The 20,257-nt window shown below is 62.3% G+C and carries 15 protein-coding genes and 3 pseudogenes; 5 read left to right on the forward strand and 13 right to left on the reverse strand.

The annotated features are described in order from the left end of the window. The first annotated feature begins 35 nt into the window (after nucleotides 1-35). From J2X92_RS28605 to J2X92_RS28615, 3 genes are all read left to right on the forward strand, one after another. Nucleotides 36-2,684, forward strand: a complete 2,649-nt coding sequence (locus J2X92_RS28605) for a PD-(D/E)XK nuclease family protein (protein ID WP_307581118.1) — start codon at nucleotides 36-38, stop codon at nucleotides 2,682-2,684. Continuing rightward, nucleotides 2,684-6,067, forward strand: a complete 3,384-nt coding sequence (locus tag J2X92_RS28610; RefSeq protein WP_307581120.1) for a UvrD-helicase domain-containing protein — start codon at nucleotides 2,684-2,686, stop codon at nucleotides 6,065-6,067. The genes J2X92_RS28605 and J2X92_RS28610 overlap by 1 nt, the downstream gene beginning before the upstream one ends. Nucleotides 6,068-6,478: 411 nt before the next feature. Continuing rightward, the gene (locus tag J2X92_RS28615) at nucleotides 6,479-7,183 is read left to right on the forward strand and encodes a hypothetical protein (protein WP_307581122.1); all 705 of its coding nucleotides are present in this window, start codon (nucleotides 6,479-6,481) and stop codon (nucleotides 7,181-7,183) included. Nucleotides 7,184-7,449: 266 nt separating this feature from the next. Here the strand turns inward: J2X92_RS28615 and J2X92_RS28620 are convergent, their stop codons facing one another. The 9 genes and pseudogenes from J2X92_RS28620 to tnpC form a co-directional block, all read right to left on the reverse strand. Beyond that, nucleotides 7,450-8,727, reverse strand: a complete 1,278-nt coding sequence (locus J2X92_RS28620; protein ID WP_307581124.1) for an MBL fold metallo-hydrolase — start codon at nucleotides 8,725-8,727, stop codon at nucleotides 7,450-7,452. Nucleotides 8,728-8,962: 235 nt separating this feature from the next. Beyond that, nucleotides 8,963-9,136 carry a hypothetical protein gene (locus tag J2X92_RS28625; RefSeq protein WP_307581126.1) on the reverse strand — a complete coding sequence of 58 codons (174 nt, stop codon included), beginning with the start codon at nucleotides 9,134-9,136 and terminating at the stop codon, nucleotides 8,963-8,965. Nucleotides 9,137-9,414: 278 nt separating this feature from the next. Then, nucleotides 9,415-11,112: a phage integrase family protein gene (locus J2X92_RS28630; RefSeq protein WP_373424900.1), complete on the reverse strand. Its 1,698-nt coding sequence runs from the start codon at nucleotides 11,110-11,112 to the stop codon at nucleotides 9,415-9,417. A gap of 309 nt (nucleotides 11,113-11,421) precedes the next feature. Further along, nucleotides 11,422-12,003, reverse strand: coding sequence for a DUF5710 domain-containing protein (locus J2X92_RS28635; RefSeq protein ID WP_307581128.1), 582 nt, complete (start codon nucleotides 12,001-12,003; stop codon nucleotides 11,422-11,424). Continuing rightward, on the reverse strand, nucleotides 11,966-12,796 hold the full coding sequence (locus J2X92_RS28640; protein WP_307581130.1) for an AP2 domain-containing protein: 831 nt from the start codon (nucleotides 12,794-12,796) through the stop codon (nucleotides 11,966-11,968). Before J2X92_RS28640 ends, J2X92_RS28635 begins: the two co-directional genes overlap by 38 nt. A gap of 9 nt (nucleotides 12,797-12,805) precedes the next feature. Further along, complete coding sequence (locus J2X92_RS28645) at nucleotides 12,806-13,240, reverse strand: hypothetical protein (RefSeq protein ID WP_307581132.1); 435 nt, start codon at nucleotides 13,238-13,240, stop codon at nucleotides 12,806-12,808. 45 nt (nucleotides 13,241-13,285) lie between these two features. Continuing rightward, nucleotides 13,286-13,630: pseudogene (locus J2X92_RS28650) on the reverse strand (ShlB/FhaC/HecB family hemolysin secretion/activation protein); the annotation flags it as partial. 11 nt (nucleotides 13,631-13,641) lie between these two features. Next, nucleotides 13,642-13,989: pseudogene (locus tag J2X92_RS29610) on the reverse strand (hypothetical protein); the annotation flags it as partial. Nucleotides 13,990-14,306: 317 nt separating this feature from the next. Beyond that, a pseudogene (gene tnpC, locus J2X92_RS28655) lies at nucleotides 14,307-15,238 on the reverse strand (IS66 family transposase); the annotation flags it as partial. 590 nt (nucleotides 15,239-15,828) lie between these two features. Between tnpC and J2X92_RS28660 the strand changes: the two are divergent. Both J2X92_RS28660 and J2X92_RS29630 read left to right on the forward strand, forming a co-directional pair. Next, the gene (locus J2X92_RS28660) at nucleotides 15,829-16,986 is read left to right on the forward strand and encodes a sialidase family protein (protein ID WP_307581134.1); all 1,158 of its coding nucleotides are present in this window, start codon (nucleotides 15,829-15,831) and stop codon (nucleotides 16,984-16,986) included. 718 nt (nucleotides 16,987-17,704) lie between these two features. Beyond that, nucleotides 17,705-17,791: a hypothetical protein gene (locus tag J2X92_RS29630; RefSeq protein WP_444875723.1), complete on the forward strand. Its 87-nt coding sequence runs from the start codon at nucleotides 17,705-17,707 to the stop codon at nucleotides 17,789-17,791. A 272-nt stretch (nucleotides 17,792-18,063) separates the two neighbouring features. Here the strand turns inward: J2X92_RS29630 and J2X92_RS28665 are convergent, their stop codons facing one another. From J2X92_RS28665 to J2X92_RS28680, 4 genes are read right to left on the reverse strand one after another with little or no spacing between them, the layout of a single operon-like run. Beyond that, a complete protein-coding gene (locus J2X92_RS28665; protein ID WP_307581136.1) occupies nucleotides 18,064-18,687 on the reverse strand; it encodes a 2OG-Fe(II) oxygenase in 624 nt (207 codons plus the stop codon). Continuing rightward, nucleotides 18,684-19,301 carry a 2OG-Fe(II) oxygenase gene (locus J2X92_RS28670; RefSeq protein ID WP_307581138.1) on the reverse strand — a complete coding sequence of 206 codons (618 nt, stop codon included), beginning with the start codon at nucleotides 19,299-19,301 and terminating at the stop codon, nucleotides 18,684-18,686. Before J2X92_RS28670 ends, J2X92_RS28665 begins: the two co-directional genes overlap by 4 nt. Further along, nucleotides 19,276-19,887: a 2OG-Fe(II) oxygenase gene (locus J2X92_RS28675; protein ID WP_307581139.1), complete on the reverse strand. Its 612-nt coding sequence runs from the start codon at nucleotides 19,885-19,887 to the stop codon at nucleotides 19,276-19,278. The genes J2X92_RS28670 and J2X92_RS28675 overlap by 26 nt, the downstream gene beginning before the upstream one ends. Continuing rightward, complete coding sequence (locus J2X92_RS28680; protein WP_307581141.1) at nucleotides 19,888-20,187, reverse strand: hypothetical protein; 300 nt, start codon at nucleotides 20,185-20,187, stop codon at nucleotides 19,888-19,890. Nucleotides 20,188-20,257: the final 70 nt, after the last annotated feature.

Raw genomic sequence — 20,257 nt, forward strand, 5'->3', positions numbered from 1 at the left:
CGCATCACGTGCCGAAGAACAATGAGGAGAACGTGATGAGCGCACCCGTTCGGAATACGGCCGTCGTCTTTGGCCGCCTGCAGTCCAGAGAGCTACGGCTCGTCGCAGCGCGCAACCGCGCCGCAGGCCTGCAAGTCATGACCATCGAGCAACTGGCCTGCCGCTTGGCGGGAGGTTTCTGCCGGCCGGTCGAGGATGGGGCGCTTCGCAAGGCTCTCCAGACTGCGCTTGGGCAGACCGCGCTGGGAGAACTTGAGGAAATCAAGCTTCTCCCAGGGATGGTGGATGCCTGCGTGGGCACGCTGCGAAAGGTTTGGACGGCTCGCATCGACCTGTCCAGCTCCGGCGAGCATCCACGATTGGCTTCGCTCGCGGCCTTGGAAACTGCCCTGCTTGCCCTGCTCCCCGCCGGAATGAAACGGCCCGGAGAGCTTGTTGATGCCGCCCTCGCACGCGTTCAATACGCGCCAGCCAGCCTCGGAAATATCGACGTTCACGGGATGACCGAGTTGGAACCTTGCTGGAGGCCCCTCCTGCAGCAGCTTGCTGCCATTACGAAAGTCCGATGGCATGCCGGCGCCCGTTCCGTTCCGGCATGGCTGGACAACATGGGCGTGGAGGTGGTCATCTGTGCCGCAGCTGCTCCCCAACGCGAGACCATCAGCGCTGCGTCCGCCTTGCATGAAGCCGTGGAAGCCATGCGCTGGGCCCGCCAACTTGTCGCCACCGGAGTGGCCCGGCCGGGCGAAATCGCCATAGCCTCCACGTCACCTGGCGACTTCGATGACCACTTTCTGGCGCTTCGGGCTGACGCGAACATGGATCTGCACTTCGTTCACGGGACGACGATAACTGCGAGTCGCGAGGGCCAGGCTGCCGCTGCCCTCGCGGACATCCTGCTACGTGGCGTCACCCAACGCAAGTTCCGGCGCTTCGTGGCACTCGCAAGAGCCACCGGCGGGCCTTTTGCCGAATTCCCGGATGGCTGGTTGAAGGTCCTGCCATCCGACGCCCCACTGTCGTCCGCACAGTCTTGGCAAAAGCTGCTCATGGGCCTTACGGCACAGCATTGGCCAACCGAGGCGGACATGACCGCGCAATTGCGTGAGCTTGTCGAACTTCTGCAGTCTGGTCACTCTGGAGCAGAAGCTGCGGGCGCCGCCCTCCTTCGTGGCCGTGCCCTCAGCATCTGGAAGAAGGCTCTTGCTGCGGGCCCTGCGGCCTCCCTGGACCTCACGCTCCAAGGAATGCGCGAAGACGATTGCCTCGAGCCTTCTGAGAGCGTCGTCTGGATCCCCGCCGCTCACCTCGCCGCGTCCCCTCGACGGTTCGTCAGGCTTCTCGGCCTGAACTCGTCCCGCTGGCCGAGGCGCCAGTCCGAAGATAGGCTGCTGTCCGACCACATCCTTCCGAGAGAGCGACTCGAGCCGCTTGCGGTGTCGGAGGCGGACCGGCGCGACTTTGAAACCATTCTGCGTACAACGGAGCGCCAGGTGGTGCTGTCTTATTCCCGTCGGGACAGCGAGGGGCGGCTTTTGGGCTTGAGTAGCTTGCTCCACGAAATGCCGGCACCGACCTACCTGAGACGCCACCGGCGGGCGGACCACGCGTTCAGTGAGTCCGATCGACTCGCCGCCCGGCCAGAAGAGTTCGGCGCGGCGGCCCAAGCAGCGAGCGCCGACCGGTGCTGGCGGGGCTGGTGGCAGCCCATTCTCACTGCGAACGATGGCCGAATCCGGGCTGAGCACCCGGTCGTCCTTGCGGCCCTGAATCGCCGGCAGTCTGCAAGTTCACTTGCACTGTTGTTGCGAAACCCCCTTGGGTTCATCTGGCGTTACGGTATGAAGCTCGGAGCGCCCGAGTTGTCCGAAGAGCCGTTGGTTCTCGGTGCGCGAGAGTTTGGCAACTTGGTGCACTCTGTTCTGGACACCGCATTGCAGGCCACGGTGCGGCAACGGGCCGCTGGCGGTCAAGTCGACTTCGCGGCCGCGGTGAATGCTGGGCTCTCCGAAATTCGCGCCAGGTGGGAGGCGCAAGAGCCGATACCGCCAGACTTCATCTGGAACCGTACGATCTCAGACGTCGGGCAGCTGGCCCGATATGCACTCGAGTCGACAGATCAGCGCGCCGACGGCTGGAGTTCTTTCAGTGAGGTCGCATTCGGTGGCTCCAATCCGAAGTCCGATGCCCCGCTGCCATGGGACCCCGCACAGGAAGTGCTCATTCCAGACACATCGTTCCGCGTGAGCGGTTACATCGACCGGCTCGACGTCGAAGCTGGAAATTCACGCGCCCTCGTCGTTGATTACAAAACGGGCAAGGTGCGCGACGAATTTGTCTTGAATGGCGGAAAAGAACTCCAGCGGTGTTTGTACGCGTTTGCCGTCAAGGCGCTGCTTGGTCACACGCTGGTGGTCGAGCCGTCTCTGCTCTACCTGCGCGAACAGCAATCGATGCCGATGACCGACCCCGACGCCGCCTTGACTGCACTCAAGGGATACCTGAACAGCGCCCGAGCCAATCTGGCGGCTGGCAATGCGGTTCCGGGTGTCGAGGCAGCTGACAGATACGACGACTTGGCATTCGCACTTCCCGCAAACGCCGCGGCCAGTTATTGCAGGCGCAAAAAGATGTCAGTTGCTGAGTTGATGGGCGACGCCACGCAAGTTTGGGAGGCCAAATAATGGCGACCGTACCCCTGGCAGATGCTGCCGCTCGCCACGCGGCGCTGAGCGCTCACGGCCAAACACTTCTCGTAGAAGCCGGAGCGGGTTCCGGCAAGACGGCGGTCCTGGCCGGCCGCATCGCGATGATGCTTCTGCAGGGTGTCAACCCCACGAGCATTGCCGCGGTCACATTTACTGAGCTCGCCGCGAGCGAGCTGTTGCAGCGAGTACGTCACTTCGTGGACCGCCTCTTGCGCGGCAACGTGCCGCTGGAGTTGAAGCTGGTTCTTCCTGACGGGCTAAACGAGGCGCAACGGCAGTCGCTGATGCAGGCGCAGGCGAACATCGATGACGTCACTTGCTCAACCATCCACGGTTTCTGTCAGCGGCTGATCCGTCCCTACCCGGTTGAGGCCAACATCGACCCGGGTGCCTCCATCATGGACCGCGACCAGACAGAACTCGCTTTCCACGATGTTGTCGATGAGTGGCTGCGAGAGGAATTGAGCGCTGACGCTCAGGGGGTCTTGGCAGAGCTGATGCTAGCGGATACCGAAGGAACACTCGCAACGGTCAAGCTGATTCTGAAGCGTCTGAAAGAGCAGGAGGACGTGCGCACGCCGGCTGCAGGGTCACTGGAAGACGCATTGACTGCTTTCAAAGATGCGACGGTGAGATTTGCGCGAGTTCCGCAGGACGCTGGCTTTGCAGAACCAGAGACTGGCCAGGCCATAGCAGCCTTTTGCGGCATGGCGAATGGCTTGGATGCCTTGGACATCAGCAAGCCTGCCGGCCTTGTCGGACTCTTGCAATCGAAGCCTCATGCGGTCTTATGCAACAAGGCGGGCGAGTTCGGTGCTTTCCAAAAAAAGGGCAAGTGGGAGAAGGCTGCGAAAGAGGTTGGCCTCTCGACCGCTCAGGGCGGGCAAGTTGCCGCGGAGGCCACCACCGCGCACGCAGCCTGCTGCCAAACGTGGAACGCAATGCTTGCCACGGCCTCGGCGCAAGTCACAAGTGAGTTGCTCCCAGTGCTGCAGCCAGCCATTGACCGAATGCAGGACTACAAGCGCTCTGCGGCACTCATGGATTTCGACGACCTCTTGAGGTCAGCCCGGAATCTGCTGCGTGGCCACCCGGCCGTTCGCACGGCTCTTGCGGGCAAATACCAGCACGTGCTTGTGGATGAATTTCAGGATACGGACCCGGTTCAAACCGAAATCTTCTGGCGCTTGTGCGGGGACCCGCCGGTCGGGATCGACGATGCGAACTGGCGCGGCTTCCGGATTCGTCCGGGCGCCCTCTTCCTTGTTGGCGACCCGAAGCAGGCCATCTACCGCTTCCGCGGTGCCGACGTGCGCGCTTATGTGGAGGCTCGCGAAGCGCTCCGGTCCCAAGACCCGAACAGCATCATCCCCATCACAGTGAACTTTCGTTCGTGTGGTCCGATTCTGGACCACGTCAACCAGCGTTTCGCGGCACCTCTCGCGCTCGCCGGACAGCCGGGCTTTATTGCACTGCAGGCCTGGCATCCTGCGCGAGAAGGCGGTCCCTGCGTTTCGGCGCTGGATGTCCGCGTGGCAGACGCGAACGGCAGGGCAAACGCCGAGATGATACGAGACGGCGAAGCAGAAGCGGTCGCGCGCCTGTGTGCCTATCTCATCGGCAATGAACTCATCAAAGACCCGGACACCGGAGAGCGTCGGCAATGCCGAGCGGGAGACATTGCCTTGCTCGCGCCGACTGGTGCGGAACTGTGGAGATACGAGCAGGCATTGGAAGACCGTGGCATCCCGGTCGCCACGCAGGCTGGAAAAGGCTTCTTCCGGCGTCAGGAGGTACAGGACCTCATCGCCATCACCCGCGTGCTCGCCGATAGCCGCGACAGCCTGGCCTTAGGGGCGCTGCTTCGTGGCCCGGTGGTCGGCCTGGCCGACGAAGAGATTCTGGGCATCCTCTGGGCTCTGAGAGACCGAGAAACGGGCCAACCAGCTTCCCTCAGTCTGAACCTGGATGCGGGCCTCATCGAGCATCCGCTCGCTCGCGATGTCTTGCAGCGGCTGCAGGGTCTGCGGCTGAAGGCTCGCAGCACGACCGCACACAATTTGCTCGCGCAGGCTGTAGACGAACTGCGCGTCCGACCCGTGTTGATGCAGCGCCATGGCCGCCAAGTGGAGCGTGCGTTAGCAAACGTGGACCTCTTTCTGAACCTCAGTCGTGCGTACGACATTCGAGGCCTCACAGCGTTTTCGGACGCTGTGCGCAATGCATGGGAGGACGACAGCCGCGCCGTCGAAGGCCGGCCGGACGCTCAAGAGGAGTCGGTGTCTCTCTTTTCGATGCACGCGGCCAAAGGACTGGAGTGGCCAGTCGTTGTGCCGATCAACGGTGCCACCACGACGATGGCGCCCAGTCGAGATATCTTGTCCCGCGACGACAACACGCTGTACTGTCCAATTTTAGGAGTGGCACCTGTTGGGCATGAGGCAGCTCTGGACGCAGAGAAGGCCGAACTCCAGCGCGAGCGCGTCCGGCTTTGGTACGTGGCCGCCACTCGCGCGCGCGAGTTGATGGTCATTCCGCGTCTGGACGCGCCGGTTGCCAGGAATGCTTGGAGCGCCCTCGTGGACCTCGGACTTGCGGCACTTCAGCCAATCGCTATGCCCGAGAACGTGCCGGAATTGGTTCCGGGCGCGCCAGAGGCTGCGAACACACAGACCAGGGAAGTTTTCCAGCAAGAAGCGGCCCGCGTGGCTGCGGCCAGTCATGCCATCAATTGGATTGTGCCCAGTCGCGAAGAAGACGCCGCCAAGCCACTGGAGCAGGCAGAGGTGCCGGAGGTCTACATCACCCCTCAAGGCGATGAAATCCAAGCGATCGGTGAATCTGTCGCAATTCAGGGTGGCCGCGAGCGCGGCTTGGTCCTGCACAAGCTCTTGGAAGAGGTCCTCACAGGCGAAACGGCTGACAATGCCGACTCGCTGGCAGCGCGAGCCGCCGAACTTGCAGCGATGCTCGGTGCAGTGGTCTCCGACAATCCAGCGAATGGCCTTTCCCCTTTCGATCTTGCGACTGCTGTGCGCAGGACATTGGCAATCGATATCGTGGCGGCGCTTCGCCCATGGCTTCTGCCTGAGTTCAACGTCTACGCTTCGAGCGACATCGAAGGCAAAGAATACGTTCGCACGGGGATCGTCGACGCAATTGCTTACGACGAGGATGGAAAACCTCTGGCGGTGCTGGACTGGAAGAGCGACGTCGCACCGACCGCCCACGTCGTTGAACACTACAAGGCCCAAGTTCGCTCGTACTTGGAGATAACTCGCACGCCGAAGGGTTACGTCGTCTTTGCGACCACTGGTGCGGTTCACGAAGTCACTTCATCGGGCAGCGAGAACGGATGAAAGACAGCTCCACCACAGCCGGTGCTGAAGACACAGTACGCACAGCTATTCCGACAGGCCAGCGATCGCTGTACGAGACCGACCGCCGGTCCGCGTCAAGCCGATGCAATCAGCATTCCTTCCTGCGCCACCGCGCTCGCGAGGGACTTCATGAACAACCAGTTCTGCTGAATCAACTGTTCGCTGGCTTCGTCCGGTGCGAAGCCAAATGCACGCAGTTGCCTGTCGTATACGGCTGGCGGCCATGCGGGGTGTCGGCGGCCGCCCTGAGCCACTCCGGCCCGGGGAGCACAAAGCCTGTGAATGGGATGAAGTCGTAGAAGCCTCTCACCGGCTCAGACCGATCGCCACCTGTTTCGCCGTCGCAGGGTGTCGAGAAGGAATATCTTGAGCAGATTTACGATCCTACCTATGCCCATTAATCAAGAAAGTTGTGAAAGCTTCTATCAAGGAGCCTTCGCCGAGCACCATATCTGCAGCTTGTTCTTCCTCTATGGATATGAGGCTCAGAAAGTTTCTCCAGATGTTGGCATCGACCTGATAGTGACAAATATCGCTCGATCTCGATTCAAAGGGGAAGTGCCTCTGCGCAGCGAGATCCAGGTCAAGAGCGTGCTGCTCGACGCCAGCGGTGCTTTCGCCAGTATTTCTGCTGAGGAACTCGAATTCCTCAGCTCAGGCGATCACCGGTACTGTGTGTTCGTCATCTTGCACGGGCTTCGCGGGAGCTGCGACCCTCAGAGCTTTGAACGTGGCGACGACCCCGATGCGATCAATGCCGTCGATCGAGACTTGCAGGCTTTCGCCGAGCAACTTGCAGCCACTGAAGGCCGAGCACGCCGCCGACAAGGCGCACTTTCCATTCACGATTTCGACCACGTGGAGCTTTCACGCTTCTGGTTGCATTCCTCCCAAATGAAGCGAATGCGCGAGGAGCGCGTATGGCGGCTGAGGCCCAATGGCCTGTTTGGCTTGAGGATAACTTTGGAAGGTCGATCGGTCATCGTTGGCGAAATTCGCTTGATCCCGGAGCTGAACGACATACGCTATATCACTGCAAACTGCAGCGCAGGTGGCAAAGTTCGCAAGGGGGCCCTGTCGATGGACGACTATTGATGTCTTCGGATGAAGCAGCTCCTGCGTGCTCCGCTCTCCAGGGACTCGCTCAGCGAAGCTCCGATTCGCAATCACATGCGATAACGAGGAACTGAGCCGCCATGGCCCCACCCGGCAATTCCGGCTGACCGATTCGCCGATACCAACGCCGTGCCGCAAGGGTGGATTTCACGCGGCGTCAAAGCAGACTCCAACGGTCCGATTCACCGGGTGGGATCCGGGAAGAGGTCGGAAGAGGTGCTTGGACTTTACGACGGTCCCACGGCTTAGCAGTTGCAGTCATGCGCCCTTACTCTGAACAGGAACGGAATGGTCGGGCAATTTAATTGCACTTCAGCCACTTCGCGCTCAAGCTTGGAATGTGGACAGTGCGTGCATCCTCGCTCATGCGGCTTCAAGGCCCGAAAGGTGGGCCCGGGATGTTTGGCCGACCCGCCGGCGCGCAACCAAAGTGAGACCGTGCTGCACTGCTGCAAGTGATCGTATGCCATCGCGTTGCTCTCTGACCCGTGGTGCGGAGCTGTTGCAACAACCCAGTCTGCCATGCCCGTTGGCCAGTCCAGCAATGCCTGAGAGTAATCCATCGGGTCGCCCAAAGGCGAGTCCCCCGTGAAGACCACCCCCAGATCAAATGGCCAGTTGGCACCAGGTGACAAGAAGACGAGGCACTCTTCGTTTGTGGGCGTCAACCGAGCCATGTACTTCATCATGTGGTTCGGGGGCGGGGGCACGAGGAGCTCGATGGAGTTCAACGGAACCAGCAAGTCAGGCTCTCCCCCCGATGATCTGCGCGTCTTGGCGAACTCATTGAAGTCGAACCACCGCACTGGCACCTGATGGCGAATTGCCTGAACTGCAATCTTTCTGATGCGTTCTCCGGTGTCGATCAAGTTGACCCAGAAAGCAGTCCAACGCCGATCCAGCGATTTTTTGGAGCCGCGGTAACGAATGCGCCTGCGTCCGCGAGCGAACACCTTGGCGATCGCAGAATCGTGCGCTGGATCGAAGACCGTGTTGGCCGCCTGTTCGTTCAGCCATTGCAAGTTCAAGACCGCTCGATCCTTCTTCCCATCGGGGCCCGCCCGCTCTACCACCCTGTCTCGTTGAGTTGCGAGGCGCTGCTTGGCAATGCGTGAATGCACGCGCGCCTCGAAGCTGTCATCGGCATCCTCTCGCTCGAGGTCCCGGTCGACGCTTCTTCTCTCCTCGTCAAGCTCAAAGGCCTCGAATTCGGCGACCAGCGCGTCAACCACTCGGTCAGGATGCCGCAAGAGTTCTGGCAGAGCGTCGGACCAGGCACCCGGCAACCAAAATTCGTCCGCTGTTATGGCGCCACCTTCAAGCAAATCCGTAAGCCCGCCCGCGTGATCTCTATCTGCGTGCGTGCAGACCACGATATTCAGGTGGCTGACGCCGACGTCAGGCCCGGAAAGCGCGCTCGCGAGACCCTGACTGCTATAGCCCCCGTCCACCAGGATGTTCTGGCTTCTACGCCGTAGAAGGAATGACTCACCTTTGACCGGCAATGCCACAAGCTTGTCCATACGCCTCCAATTTTGTTCGTGCGAGTGTGCAGCAGAGGACTTCAGCACGCTCCCTGATGCTGCCGAGTCTTTGTCACCTGGGCGGCAGGTGCCGTGGGATCAAACCGGGCCGTCCCACTCCGAATGCAGGATGCGAGACACCACGTGGCGCGCCAGTTCGCGTAAAGGAGGTAGGAAGGTGCAGGCAGTCACAGCTTGAGCAGTCGACGTCGCAAGACTGAGGAATTATTGAACCTCAATCGGCTGCCAGAAGCGACCAGCACATGCGGGCGAGTTCGGCTTCGAACTCGCTGCTGCCGAGCATCGGCGAATCTTCAAGCACGGCAGCACGCACCGTGCCCTTCAATGCGCGGGTCTGCACGAAGGTCTGAGCCGGCGTGGGCGGACGCAACGCAGGATGTGCGTGCACTGCAGGTGCTGGGCGATGCGCTCCCCAGTCTCGCGCAAGGACTGCACTGCCGAGCCGAGGTGATCGGCGCGCCAAGCCAGCTTTACCAAAGCGCGCGCCTGGTCCGCGCTCGCGAACGCGTCGAGGTAGATCCGCACAAACTCGCGCCCGCGAGTCTCGGAACAGTCCCGCCGCCCCTGCCTTCCGATCCCGGTTGCAGAGGATCGGTTCCTGCCTGTCCCAGCCAATGCCACCGGCGCGGAGGAATGACACAGCTGCGTGCCGGGATGGGCATCGGACTATGTTTCTCTGCGGGGCGGGAAAGCATCCCCGATCTGCCGCGCTCGCTTGACCTCGTCGGTATGAAGATAGACCGAGGTGGTCGCCACGGAGGCATGCCGCAGGTTGTCCCGCACGGTCGTCAGCTCGACGCCGCGCGCGAGCGCGTGGGTCGCATGGGTGTGCCGCATCCAGTGCGGCGTGGCGCGCTTGAGCTTGTCCGCGGTGGACGGGCTCACGCTCTCCAGCGTTTGCGCCGCTTGGAGGAAGAAGCGGCGCATGACTGACCACAAGCGCGACGCGCTGATGCCGGTGCCGTCTTCTGCCAGGCCGGGCACCATCGCGGTTCTGGGATTCCAGTGCGACCGCGTCACGGGCAGACGCCGTTGCGCCAGATATTGGTCGAGCGCGCCTCGCGCCAGCAGCGGCAAGGCCACCTTGCCGTGCTTGCTGCCCTTGCCGACCACATGCAGCCAGTCGTCGCCCTGCGCGTCGTGCTCGATGCTGCCCAGCCGGGCATCGACCATCTCGCCGGGCCTGAGGCCCGTGGCGTACCAAAAATCCAGCACGAAGCGCAGGCGCTGGGCGCCCTCCTCGCTCCATCCGCCGATCCACTCGATGCCGTCGGCGGTGGAGCGAATCAGTGTCCATTCGTGCTCCGTGAACACGTGGGATCCATCGAAAGCGCCGCCACGGCCGGTTCCCTTGACCTTCACGCCGGCAAACGGATTGGCCAGCACATAGCGCTGCTCGATCAGCCAGCGATACAGGGCGCCGATCACGGACAACGCGTACGCCACGGAGCGCGGTGCCAGCGGTCCCTGGAAGGGGCGCCATTCCGCGGACGTGCGCGGCCGCGCGGGGCCGACCCAGCGCTCCCGCGGCGATGGGCGACGCAAGAAGGCGCGGTAGGTGATGGCATCCTCGGTCGTCAGCGACGACAGTGCCTTGCCGCGCTCGAGGATCGCCCACAGCATGAGCCGCTCGGCTTCCTTGCGGTAGGCGCGCTGGGTCGCCGCCGCATCCTGCAGGCCCAGCCAGGCCTGGACGGCCTCGTAGTCATTGCTCGCCGACAGGGTGCAGGTGGCCTGCGGCGCCCGGAAGGCGCCCCGGGAACCGTCGACCGCCTGCGGCACGACCAGGTGCTCCCACGGCGCGGTCTCGGTCTTCGGCACGACCACCAGCGCCCTCGCCCGTTCGGTCAGGACCGGGTGGGCGGCAAAGAACGTCTCGATCTGACCCGCGCTGCGCGCTCCGAGGCCGGGCACGGCGGCCCACCACCGGCGTCGGCGCGGCACGCGCACCGTCAGATCGGCCAGCGTCCGAATGCCGGCGTTTTGCAGGGCCCGCGCAGCGCGTGTTGGCAGCCAGCGCTCAACGGTGTCCGTCACCATCGGCGCAGGCAGGGGCAAGCCCTGCAACTTCTCGATGGCATCCCTGACCGCTCGGGCGCGTTGCTCGCGCTCGGCCGCAGGATGCGCGATCAGCGAGGCCAGGTCGTCGCGGTGCCGCAGCCGCGCGTAGGTCGCCAGCTGGCGACGGATATCGCCCAGCATGGCGCGAGAGGACTGTCCTGTGGCCTTGCTCTCCCCGAGGTACTGCACGACGGCGGCGCGCGCCGGCAGGCCCGCGTACCAGGCGCGCAGCGCCGCCAGCTGCGACAAGCTCGGGAACTCACCGCTTTGCGCCCCTTCCCCGCTCACCATGGACTTTTTCATGGGCACCAGTTTAGCCCATTGAAGTTGCTATCGTGATAAGAAGACTTATCTCAATAGATGCATCAAGCCAGGGAACATACCAAGGCGCATCAAGCGGTCCAGCGCACTGCGCGGCTCCCATCGGATGCACATGCCGGCCGTCGCGCCGCCGCCGCTCGCCGCGTTGCTGTCGCCTGCCGCGATGTGCCGCCGCGGCGTTTCCCCTCGACCGACGGGTGCAGTTTGTGAAAGCGACCCTGGCGCCCAGGTCTACGCCATCACACAGGCGGGCTTTAGACTCGCCATCGCAACGAGGCGGCCGCTCACCGATCAAAGGCTGTAGCTGCCATCGAAGTCGTACTCGCCGTCACGCTCCAGCAGATGCTGCAGGATGCGGTTCCAGTCCGAGGAGGTGATGCATAAGAACGGCCCGTCTGGCTCGCAATGCAAATGGAAGTCGCCCATCTTCGCGCCGCAGTCACGGCAATGGTTCATCCAACAGCGGCTTCCTTTGGTTGCGGACCAGTCCGGACGGTAGTCGGGGGCGAGTCGGCGCAAGTGCCGCAGGATGCGTTCGTCCACCGTGGTCACATCGCTGATGAGCAGCAAGTCGCCGTCATGCGACTCATCCGGACGATCATCCCTGGTGTCTCGCACATCGGAGCATGCGAGGCAAAAGACCGGCGAGCGGCCTTTGCATTTCCAGCAGCTTGACCAGGCCTGCAGAAGCAGGACCGGGGCGACCATCAGCATCGCATCGGCGGCGGCGCCCGCGTGCCAGCAAGCAAATGGATGCAGGGCAATGCCCTCAGGGACGTACCAGCGCTTGGCATCAGCATCCCAGCGCGCCCCGAACTCGCGGGCACTGTCCTTCTCAGCGAACGGAACATTCAGGTAAGTGCGGACTGCCATCAGATTTATCTCCGTGTGCCTCGAACCTCGGGCTGCGAGTCGGGGGCTGTTGCGCCGGGCGCATCTGCCGTACCTGCGCCAGTTGGCGTTGTCGTTCGGCGATCGCCATCGCCTTGGCGAGGTCGTTGCCATGGGTCTTGATGGAGAAGGATTTCTGCAAGCTCTTGCCGTCGCCGGCATAGGTCAACGCCAGCCACCAGCCCGGATGCCCCGGATCGGTGACACGATGCTGCACGCCGGAGATGCCCGTCTTGTTGCTGCGCCGAATCACTTCGCCCTTGACGATGGGCGGCGGACAGCCGGTCGGCAGCGGCTGGGGCGGTGCCTCGCGCACGAGTGCTTCCGACGGGTGCACACGGCGGTGTCCCTGCATCTGCGTCAGTTGTTTCTGGCGCTCGGCCATGGCCAGCGTCTTCGCCTGGGCCGCGCCGTAGCGCCCGACACCGAAGTATTTCTGAACAATCTGGCCGGGGCCCAGGTAGGTGCGGGCCGTCCAGCCCGTCAGCTGTCCGTCGGAGCCCACATGGCGGTGCACCCCAGGAATGCCCGACGTGTTGTTGCGTCGCATCTGGTTGGCGGCTGCCGCTCGAGCGAGCGGTGGGTGCATCCTGACGATGTCGTCGCGCCACGCCTGCGCACGCTGCAGGGCCGGGGCCTCGCCACCATAGATGGTGAAAGCGAACCGCTTGAAGTGGCTCACGCCCCCGCGCGTGATATTCACTTTCCAGCCGGATGGGTCACGCCAGATCCCGTACATGTCGTTGGATTTGGCATCTGCGTCTGAGACGGACATGGGACTCCTTCAAGAATCAGCGTGGACGCCCGCCTGTTCCGGCGCCTGGGGTGCATCGGCGGTTGCACGCACCGCCACACGCCGCTTCTTCACCGTGACCACCGGTGTGCGAGCAGGAGCCGTGGCCCAGTTGACCGGTTCGGGATCGGAACGCGGCGATCGTGGAGCCTCTGCGACCAAGCGCTCGTCCAAGCGATGGATCGCGCTCTGCAGTTCCTCGGTCTTGGCCGATCGCATGCGCAGCGCACGTCCGATTTTTCGGGCATCGAGCACTGCCACGACGTCGCCATTGACTTGCAGGTAGCGGCCCTCCCGGTCTCTGGCCAGCGCGCCGATGCCCGCCACGCCGTGGTGGACGGTGCCGAGAAATTCCATGCCGTCGCGCGCGTTCGCAAACATGCGCCAGTGATTGCCCAAATGAATGACGAAAGAGATCTTGCTCATGGCGGTACACGAAATTGTCTCGGCTGAAAGCTCCCCGGAAGCTGATCAGAAACTCGCGTTGAGATTGAATTCGAAGGTGGTCTTGGCCGTCCGAGACCCCTCCGACTTGGAGATCGGCGCCCCCATGAAGAAGTCATAGCTGAGCTTGCTCCACTGCCCGCGCACGCCGATCACGACCCCTGCCAGATGCGTCCCAGCAGATCCGCGGTAGCGCGCCCACCGACAGCCCGTAGTCGGCCCCGACATACAGCTCCGCCCCGCTCTGCTCTGAATCTGTGGGAATGGCCCAGCCGATGTCATTGCGAACCAGCCAGCCCCGTTCCCCCATCAGGCTGATCTCGCCATCGGAGCCGCGCACCGGTACCTCCCGTCGATTTGGAAGCGCCCTTGCCGGCGCTGGTCGCTGCCTCGGGAACGACGACCCGCATCGAGCGCGCCGCGCTCCAGATTGCCCTGAAAAAATCTTGCTCATCGTGTTCCTCTTCCCTGTTCGCCCATGCGACCGCAACGCACGCTGCCAAAGGCAATGCTGGGGCGCCGATGCCGGCGTCGCCATGAGCGGATTCTGGGATCGAGGGGAGAGAAAAAATGGCAAGAACGCTCGGGGCGAGCGGATTCAGTTTGAAAGCACCACTTTCCGCACACTTTCGAGAGACCGCGCCGCAACACCCCGCACTTGGCGAGTGCGCAGGAGTAGTCATTCGTAAGCGCTCTATGAACCGCGCCCTGTCCGCAGTCGTGCACGGCATGTAAGCCGGTCTTTTTTTGCCCGAGGTGAGGTCTTTAATTCAACCTGAGGCCCCTGAGGTGGGGGTTTTTTCAGATCCTGCATGTCCGGAGTTGTTCAACTTCGGAGCTTCATATGCGACCGATCATGACGTGGATAGTGAGGCTGGCAATTCTGATCATCTTGATGATTGCCAGTCGCACCGCGAACTGAAATTCGCTGAGGAAAGAGCCTATCGTTTATCCGGTGGCTCCTTCCCTCCCGCTGCTCACGATCCTCTGTCGGTGAGCGATTCCTGTATACCCCTGTGGCCGACGCCGCCGGTGGGATGGGGTTTCATTAAGGCACGCCGCCCAACTCTATGTTCCAGGGCAGCAGCGCCTCACAGTCGTCAACGGTCTGCGCCAGCGGCAGCTTCTTGAACAAGGCGACGAGGTACTGATAGGGCTCGACGTTGTTGGCCTTGGCGGTCTCGATGAGCGAATAAAGATTGGCACTGGCGTTCGCGCCGCCGACGGTGTCGACGAACAACCACGACCGTCTTCCGAGGACGAAGGGCCTGATCGCGTTTTCCCCTGGGTTGGAGTCCAGCGGCCATGTGCCGTTCTGCAGGAAGCGCACGAGCTTCGGCCACTGCCCGTGCAGGTAGTGCAGCGCCTCGCCCAGCAAGCTCGTGGGCGATACGCTGTGCAGGCGCGTGAGCAGCAGATGCTCGATCTTGCTCACCACTGCTGCGCTGTAGCGAACGCGCAGCCGCTGTCGGCGCTGTGGCGTCCAGCCTTCGGCCAGTGCCTCGGCGCGGTAGAGCTTGCCAATGAGCCGCGCGAACCGGGTGGCGATCTGTTCCAGCGTTCGGGCCGCCTTCGGGATCGACTCCTCGGCCTTGATGAACGGGGCGGCGCGCATGAACCCAGCATCCAAGGTGCGTCAGGCCGTTGGCCTTCGCGATCCCGTTGTAGACCACGTAGCCATCGCTCATGAGCGTTGCACCCGAGTGCACGCCAGCATAGAGCTTCTCGGCGTGCACGGCGCCGCGCCCCGGCGCGTAGGCGAATAGCCGAACCGCTGGCTCTGCGCCGATGGCGTTCATCTGAGCCCACATGTAGCTCTTGGCCTGGGCCTTGCGCCCAGGTTCCTTGAGCACTGGACATGGGTCTCGTCGCCGTAGATCAGGTCGTCAGGTTGCAGGGGCAGGCGTACTTGATGCGGTGGTGTTGCAGCACGCGTACCTGCTCGGGGATCACGTCCATTTGCTCGCTGACTTCGGCGCCGTACCGCTCTCTTTCGATGCGTTCCGGTTCTTCCACCCATGATCTCCGCTAAAGCACGTGCCTGGACATGGCCCTTGACTGTCAACGCGCTTGCGTCGCAAACCATTCTGTATCCGATGACCGAATTCTGATCGAAGTGGCAACGTCTACTTCTCTGATCGGGCCAGTTTGTCACGCTCTTCCAGTTTTCGTTGAGGGGCACCCGGCGCTCTTGGACAGTTTCCATTGGTACGATCCCAATGCCAATCTCGGCAACAAGAAAAGAAGAGAGAGTCATGAGGGATCTGGTTCGACTGTTCGCGATCACCACATTGTCAGCAACCCTGGCGGCGTGTGGCGGAGGAGGAGGCGGAGGGGGTGGCGGATTGGGCGCGCTCGGTCTCGGCGGCACGCCAGGCACCGGGACCGGCACTGGCACCGGCACTGGCACTGGCACTGGCACTGGTACTGGTACTGGTACTGGTACTGGTACTGGTACTGGTACTGGTACTGGAACCGAAACTGCAACCGGTGCCGGCGGCGGCACGGAAACCCCGAGCAATCCGGCTGGTGCCTGGCTCACCTTTTCGCCTGCCGCGGTGGAGTTGGACGTGTTCTATGACACACCGACCGTCTTCAGCGTGACGACCACGTCCACGAAGACCATCGCCGAGCCGGTGAATGTTGGCATCATCGATCGCCAAGGCGTGATCATGGCCAACGCGCGGATATCCATGGTGACGCAGCTGAAGTATTTCGCGTCGATGACCACCAACCGGGCTCTCGCCGCAGGCACCCATACGGGCAGCCTCGAGGTGCGCGTGTGCTACGACGACCCATTGACCTGCGCCCGGCCGGTGGAGGGTTCACCCTGGCAGTTGCCCTACACGATCAGGGTGATCGACCCTGCCTCGTTGAGCTACCAGCGCTGGGAGGTCGCGCAGACCACGCCCGGCTATCTCGACAACTTCGCGCTGAGCTACCGGGCCGGCAAGCCCATCGTCGTGGCGGCGGGCTTCTACACGCGCGTCATGGAGACCTGGGCCTCCGACGACGTCGGGACCACCTGGACCAAGCTAACGTCGCCCACTTCGCCCACGCCCCTGGTGCGCGGCTTCGCCCTGGCGAGCGACGACACCGCCATCTACCTGAGCGGTGGGCAGAACCTCACGGCGTCCGGCCCTACGGCCCCGACTGCCCAGTACCAGAGCCATATCTGGAAGTTCGACGGCACTGATTGGCAGGCCCGCACGGGCGCAGCCGGCTTCGCGCAGCGCGCGGACCATGTAATGGCCAAGGTTGGCAGCAGCCTCTATGTCGCGGGCGGCCGCAACGGCGCCGGCTCGTTCCGCGATCTGTGGCGGTCGGTCGACGATGGCGCGACATGGTCGAAGGTCATCGACACGCTGCCCGCGGCGCTGGGCAATCCGACCTGCGCCCTGAATTGGCAGGGCTCGCTGCTGCTGGCGGGGGATGCGGTGGCGACGTCGCCCGATGGGGTCAGTTGGACGGTGCACGGCGGCTATCCAGCCAAGTTCCCGAAGAAGAGCGTCCAGTGCGCCGTGCTCGGCAACCGGCTGTTCCTGGTCGCTCCCGATGGCAACAGCTACTCCGTGTCGACCACCGACCTGGCGAACTGGAAGTACGAGCGCTCGCCGGTCCTGAGCGCCGCCTCCAACGCGCCCGGCATGGCCGCGATCGACGGGCGACTGGTGGTCACCACCGGCCAAGGCACCTCGGAGAGGTCGGTTTTCCGTACGGTGCCCTGAAGAACGGAGCCACCGGGACAAAGCGCCGAGCCGGATGGCCGGCTGGCGCCACTGGCCTTGGAGAAGTCCCACCGGCTGCTGAATTTCGACAAGCAACGGTGAACTCTGGCCGCACAGGCACGAACTGAGGCGAGAGCACCGCCTGTGTAAGAGGCTGGAGCCCGAGAGTTGGCGGCCCGCATTTCATGCCTCTTGCGCGCGGGCGCGCCCGCGCGCAGAACATAAGCCCCACCGTGTGATCCACAGCTAGGTCCTCAATGCTGAAGCGGCCCGCGATAAGTTGAGCACTTTCGGCGTGATCCGCCTATCGCATGACATATGATCGCGGCGTCAGGTCTTCAGCCTGACTCCCTGCTCGCTTCATACGAGCTTTAGGCCCGCGTCATGCGGGCTTTTTCTTTTGCGGCGTCGGCGGACTCGGCGACCGCAACAGACGTCAACTCTCGCCTTCGAAAAGCTTGGTTTCCCCCGACGCATCGGAAATCACATAGCCCTCGTCTCGAGCCTCTACCAGCCTGAGCACGGTGACCTATGTCGGGGAGCCACCGAACCAGTCGGGTGAGGCGGATGAGCAGTTCCAACCGTCTACAAGATGGCCACTTTTCCAGGCGGAGTTGCAGATATAGACTTCCCAGCACACTAGCGGGGAGTTATGCAGTTTGCTCTTGTAGACGGGTTGCGCCGCGAGGCCACGCCGGGTGCCGTGGGCGAATGCCCGATGTGTCATGCAGTCATGGTTGCAAAGCGCGGCCCACGAGTCATGCGTCATTGGGCACATCGCGGTCGACGGGAGTGCGACCTCTGACGGGCTACTACGTTCGATGTCGATGACCAAGCAATGAGAGCACAAACGAACCGGTCAATGAAGCAGCGTCCACGTGGGACGGGAGCCACCGCCTCCCGCTGGTGAAAACTGCTCAAAAAACAGGCCGTCCGCATTCATCAATGCATGTGCCAGCCGGCCCGACAATAGCCTTCGCAACAATCCCGCACGGCCAGGGGCGCTCAAAAATTCCCACCCGACAGGCTGGCGCGGGCGACGGATTCATGTGGACAGGACAAGTTCGAACGGCCCATTCAAAGTTCAAAACGCCCGGTGCGCCCATCCAGAATTCCGTAGATGCGTTGGTACGAATATCGTTGACCTCGCACGATCGACTTGACTTCGTGCGGGAAATTGCGGTTCGAAGGAAAGATGAGCAGCGTTCCAGCACTCGGCCGCAACTCGAGGCCCTGCTTGGGAAAGCAGATCTCCCCGCCGTCGAAATCCGAGTTTAGATAAAGGATCGTCGTGATCCCTCGCTGCACATCCCGCATGAACACACTGCCATCCGGCCTCAACACATGGTCGTCGACATGCATCTTCAGCCCTATGCCCGGCGAATAGGCAAAGAAGTCGTGTTGCGCGAGAACAAGACTGTCTGATGGCTGCGCCAGGAAATGCTGCTCAAAATACTGCTGAACGGCTTCAAAGATAAAAAACGCGAGCTCCTCGTCGTGGCATGGAATGATCGACCTGCTGTCGCGAGATCGCGTATCGACGATGGTGTCTCCATTTCGGCCATAAACCTCATGCATGCGGAAGTCGCGTGCCTGCAGCCGGTTCTCGATGTGCGAAACGCACAGGTCCAAGGGCAAAGCGCAGGCACCTTGAAAAATAACGGCGCTAGGCTTCTGAATGGATTCAGCGTAGGTGATCACAGATCGAACCTCCAAGTTGTTTGGAGGAGGCTGCGTGCACCGGATTGAATCGGAGTGACGCCGTGTTTGTATTTGAAATGCCCGGGGAAAGTCACCAGCTTTCCAGCCACGGCATCGATATGCAGATTCGCGTTGGGGAAATGCAGTTTTCCTCCTTCGAAGTCCCGCCCTTCCGTCGAGAGATATAGCAAGGCCACCAACTGGTTCGCCCAGTTGAACATCACCGTGCCAAGGCCGTAGTCTTGATCGGCGGGGTCCTGATCGTCGCAGTGCACAGGACAGCCCGGCCCCTCGAAGTAGAGAAGTATCTGATTCGATACAAGGCTTATGTTCCGGCCCCGGTAGTTGTATTCCGATGCCAACGCCTCCACCTGTTGCCGAACGACCGCAACCAATGCGTCCTTGGCCGGCAGCTCCACGTCAAAACTCATGCGCCCGCGCTCGCGACCATGATTGGTGTTGTACGTCCTGGACGGTGTTGAGCTCCTCTTCCAGGCATCCAGGATGGCTTGCCGGTGGTCAGCTATCTCCAACTGCCTGATCCGGATGCCGTCGCGCCCGTCCGGTGTGGACACGGTGAAGCATGGGTTAAACAGCGGCCGAATCTTTGACATAGTAGTGTCTTGCAATGGCGATGCGCTTCCCCTTCATCACGGGCGCCACCAGGTGAGGGAAGAGATAGTTCGACGGAAAGGCAACCAGCGTTCCCGTAAGCGGCTTGACCGAAATGTCGTGATCCGGAAAGACCAGTTCTCCGCCCTCGAGATCGTCAGTGCTGATGTAGAGCAGGCCCGCGAACTGGTTCAGCAGGTGCATGACGTATCTGTCGCGGCCGAACTGCCGGGGCGGCTTGAACTGATCGTCCACATGCAGGCCCGCACCCGCGCCGTCGCTGTAAAGCATGAATTGCTCGCGGGACACGGATCCCGAATAGCCTTCTCCACGCGCGTGGAGCGACTGAAGCACGAACTCGTCCAGCATCTGGAAGAGCATCGCGAACCGCTCCGGCTCGCGTCGCTTCAATTCCTTGGAGCGACGCAGCCTCTTGTCTTCTTCGCCGATATTCGAATAGATGTCGAAGGACAGTTCTAGCTCCTCCGTCTCGAAGGCTGAGAAGCAATCGCGTATCAGTTCGGCGGGAATGGAGATTCTTGAAACCTCCACGCCCCCACCGACCATGTGAACCGGGTTGGGAAACAATTATTCCCCGCCGGCGCCGATGCTGCCCGTCGCGCGGGAACCGTTGGTGCCCGCAATGCCGTTTTGAAGCGCCATGAAATTCGCGCTCGTCATCGAGTTGATGATGGCCGAGGTCAACGCCGGGACGTTGATGCGCAGCGGGCTTTCGGGGGTGCCGTCGCCGATGATGTAAATGCTCCCCACCACTACCGGGGCGTGCGCCGTGGCGGCAACCTCGCGAACGGTTGCGGAATCCCTCTTCAGCGGCAGCACATTGCTCTCGGCCATATCCGCGGGCTGCATTTTTTGAAGTTGTTGCACAGTGAACTCTCCTTGGGGTGAGCTTCGACCAGCGTCGAAGCGGGTGGACGGGCCATGACGACCCGGAAAA

This window comes from Variovorax paradoxus (assembly GCF_030811855.1).
Lineage (GTDB): Bacteria > Pseudomonadota > Gammaproteobacteria > Burkholderiales > Burkholderiaceae_C > Variovorax > Variovorax paradoxus_L.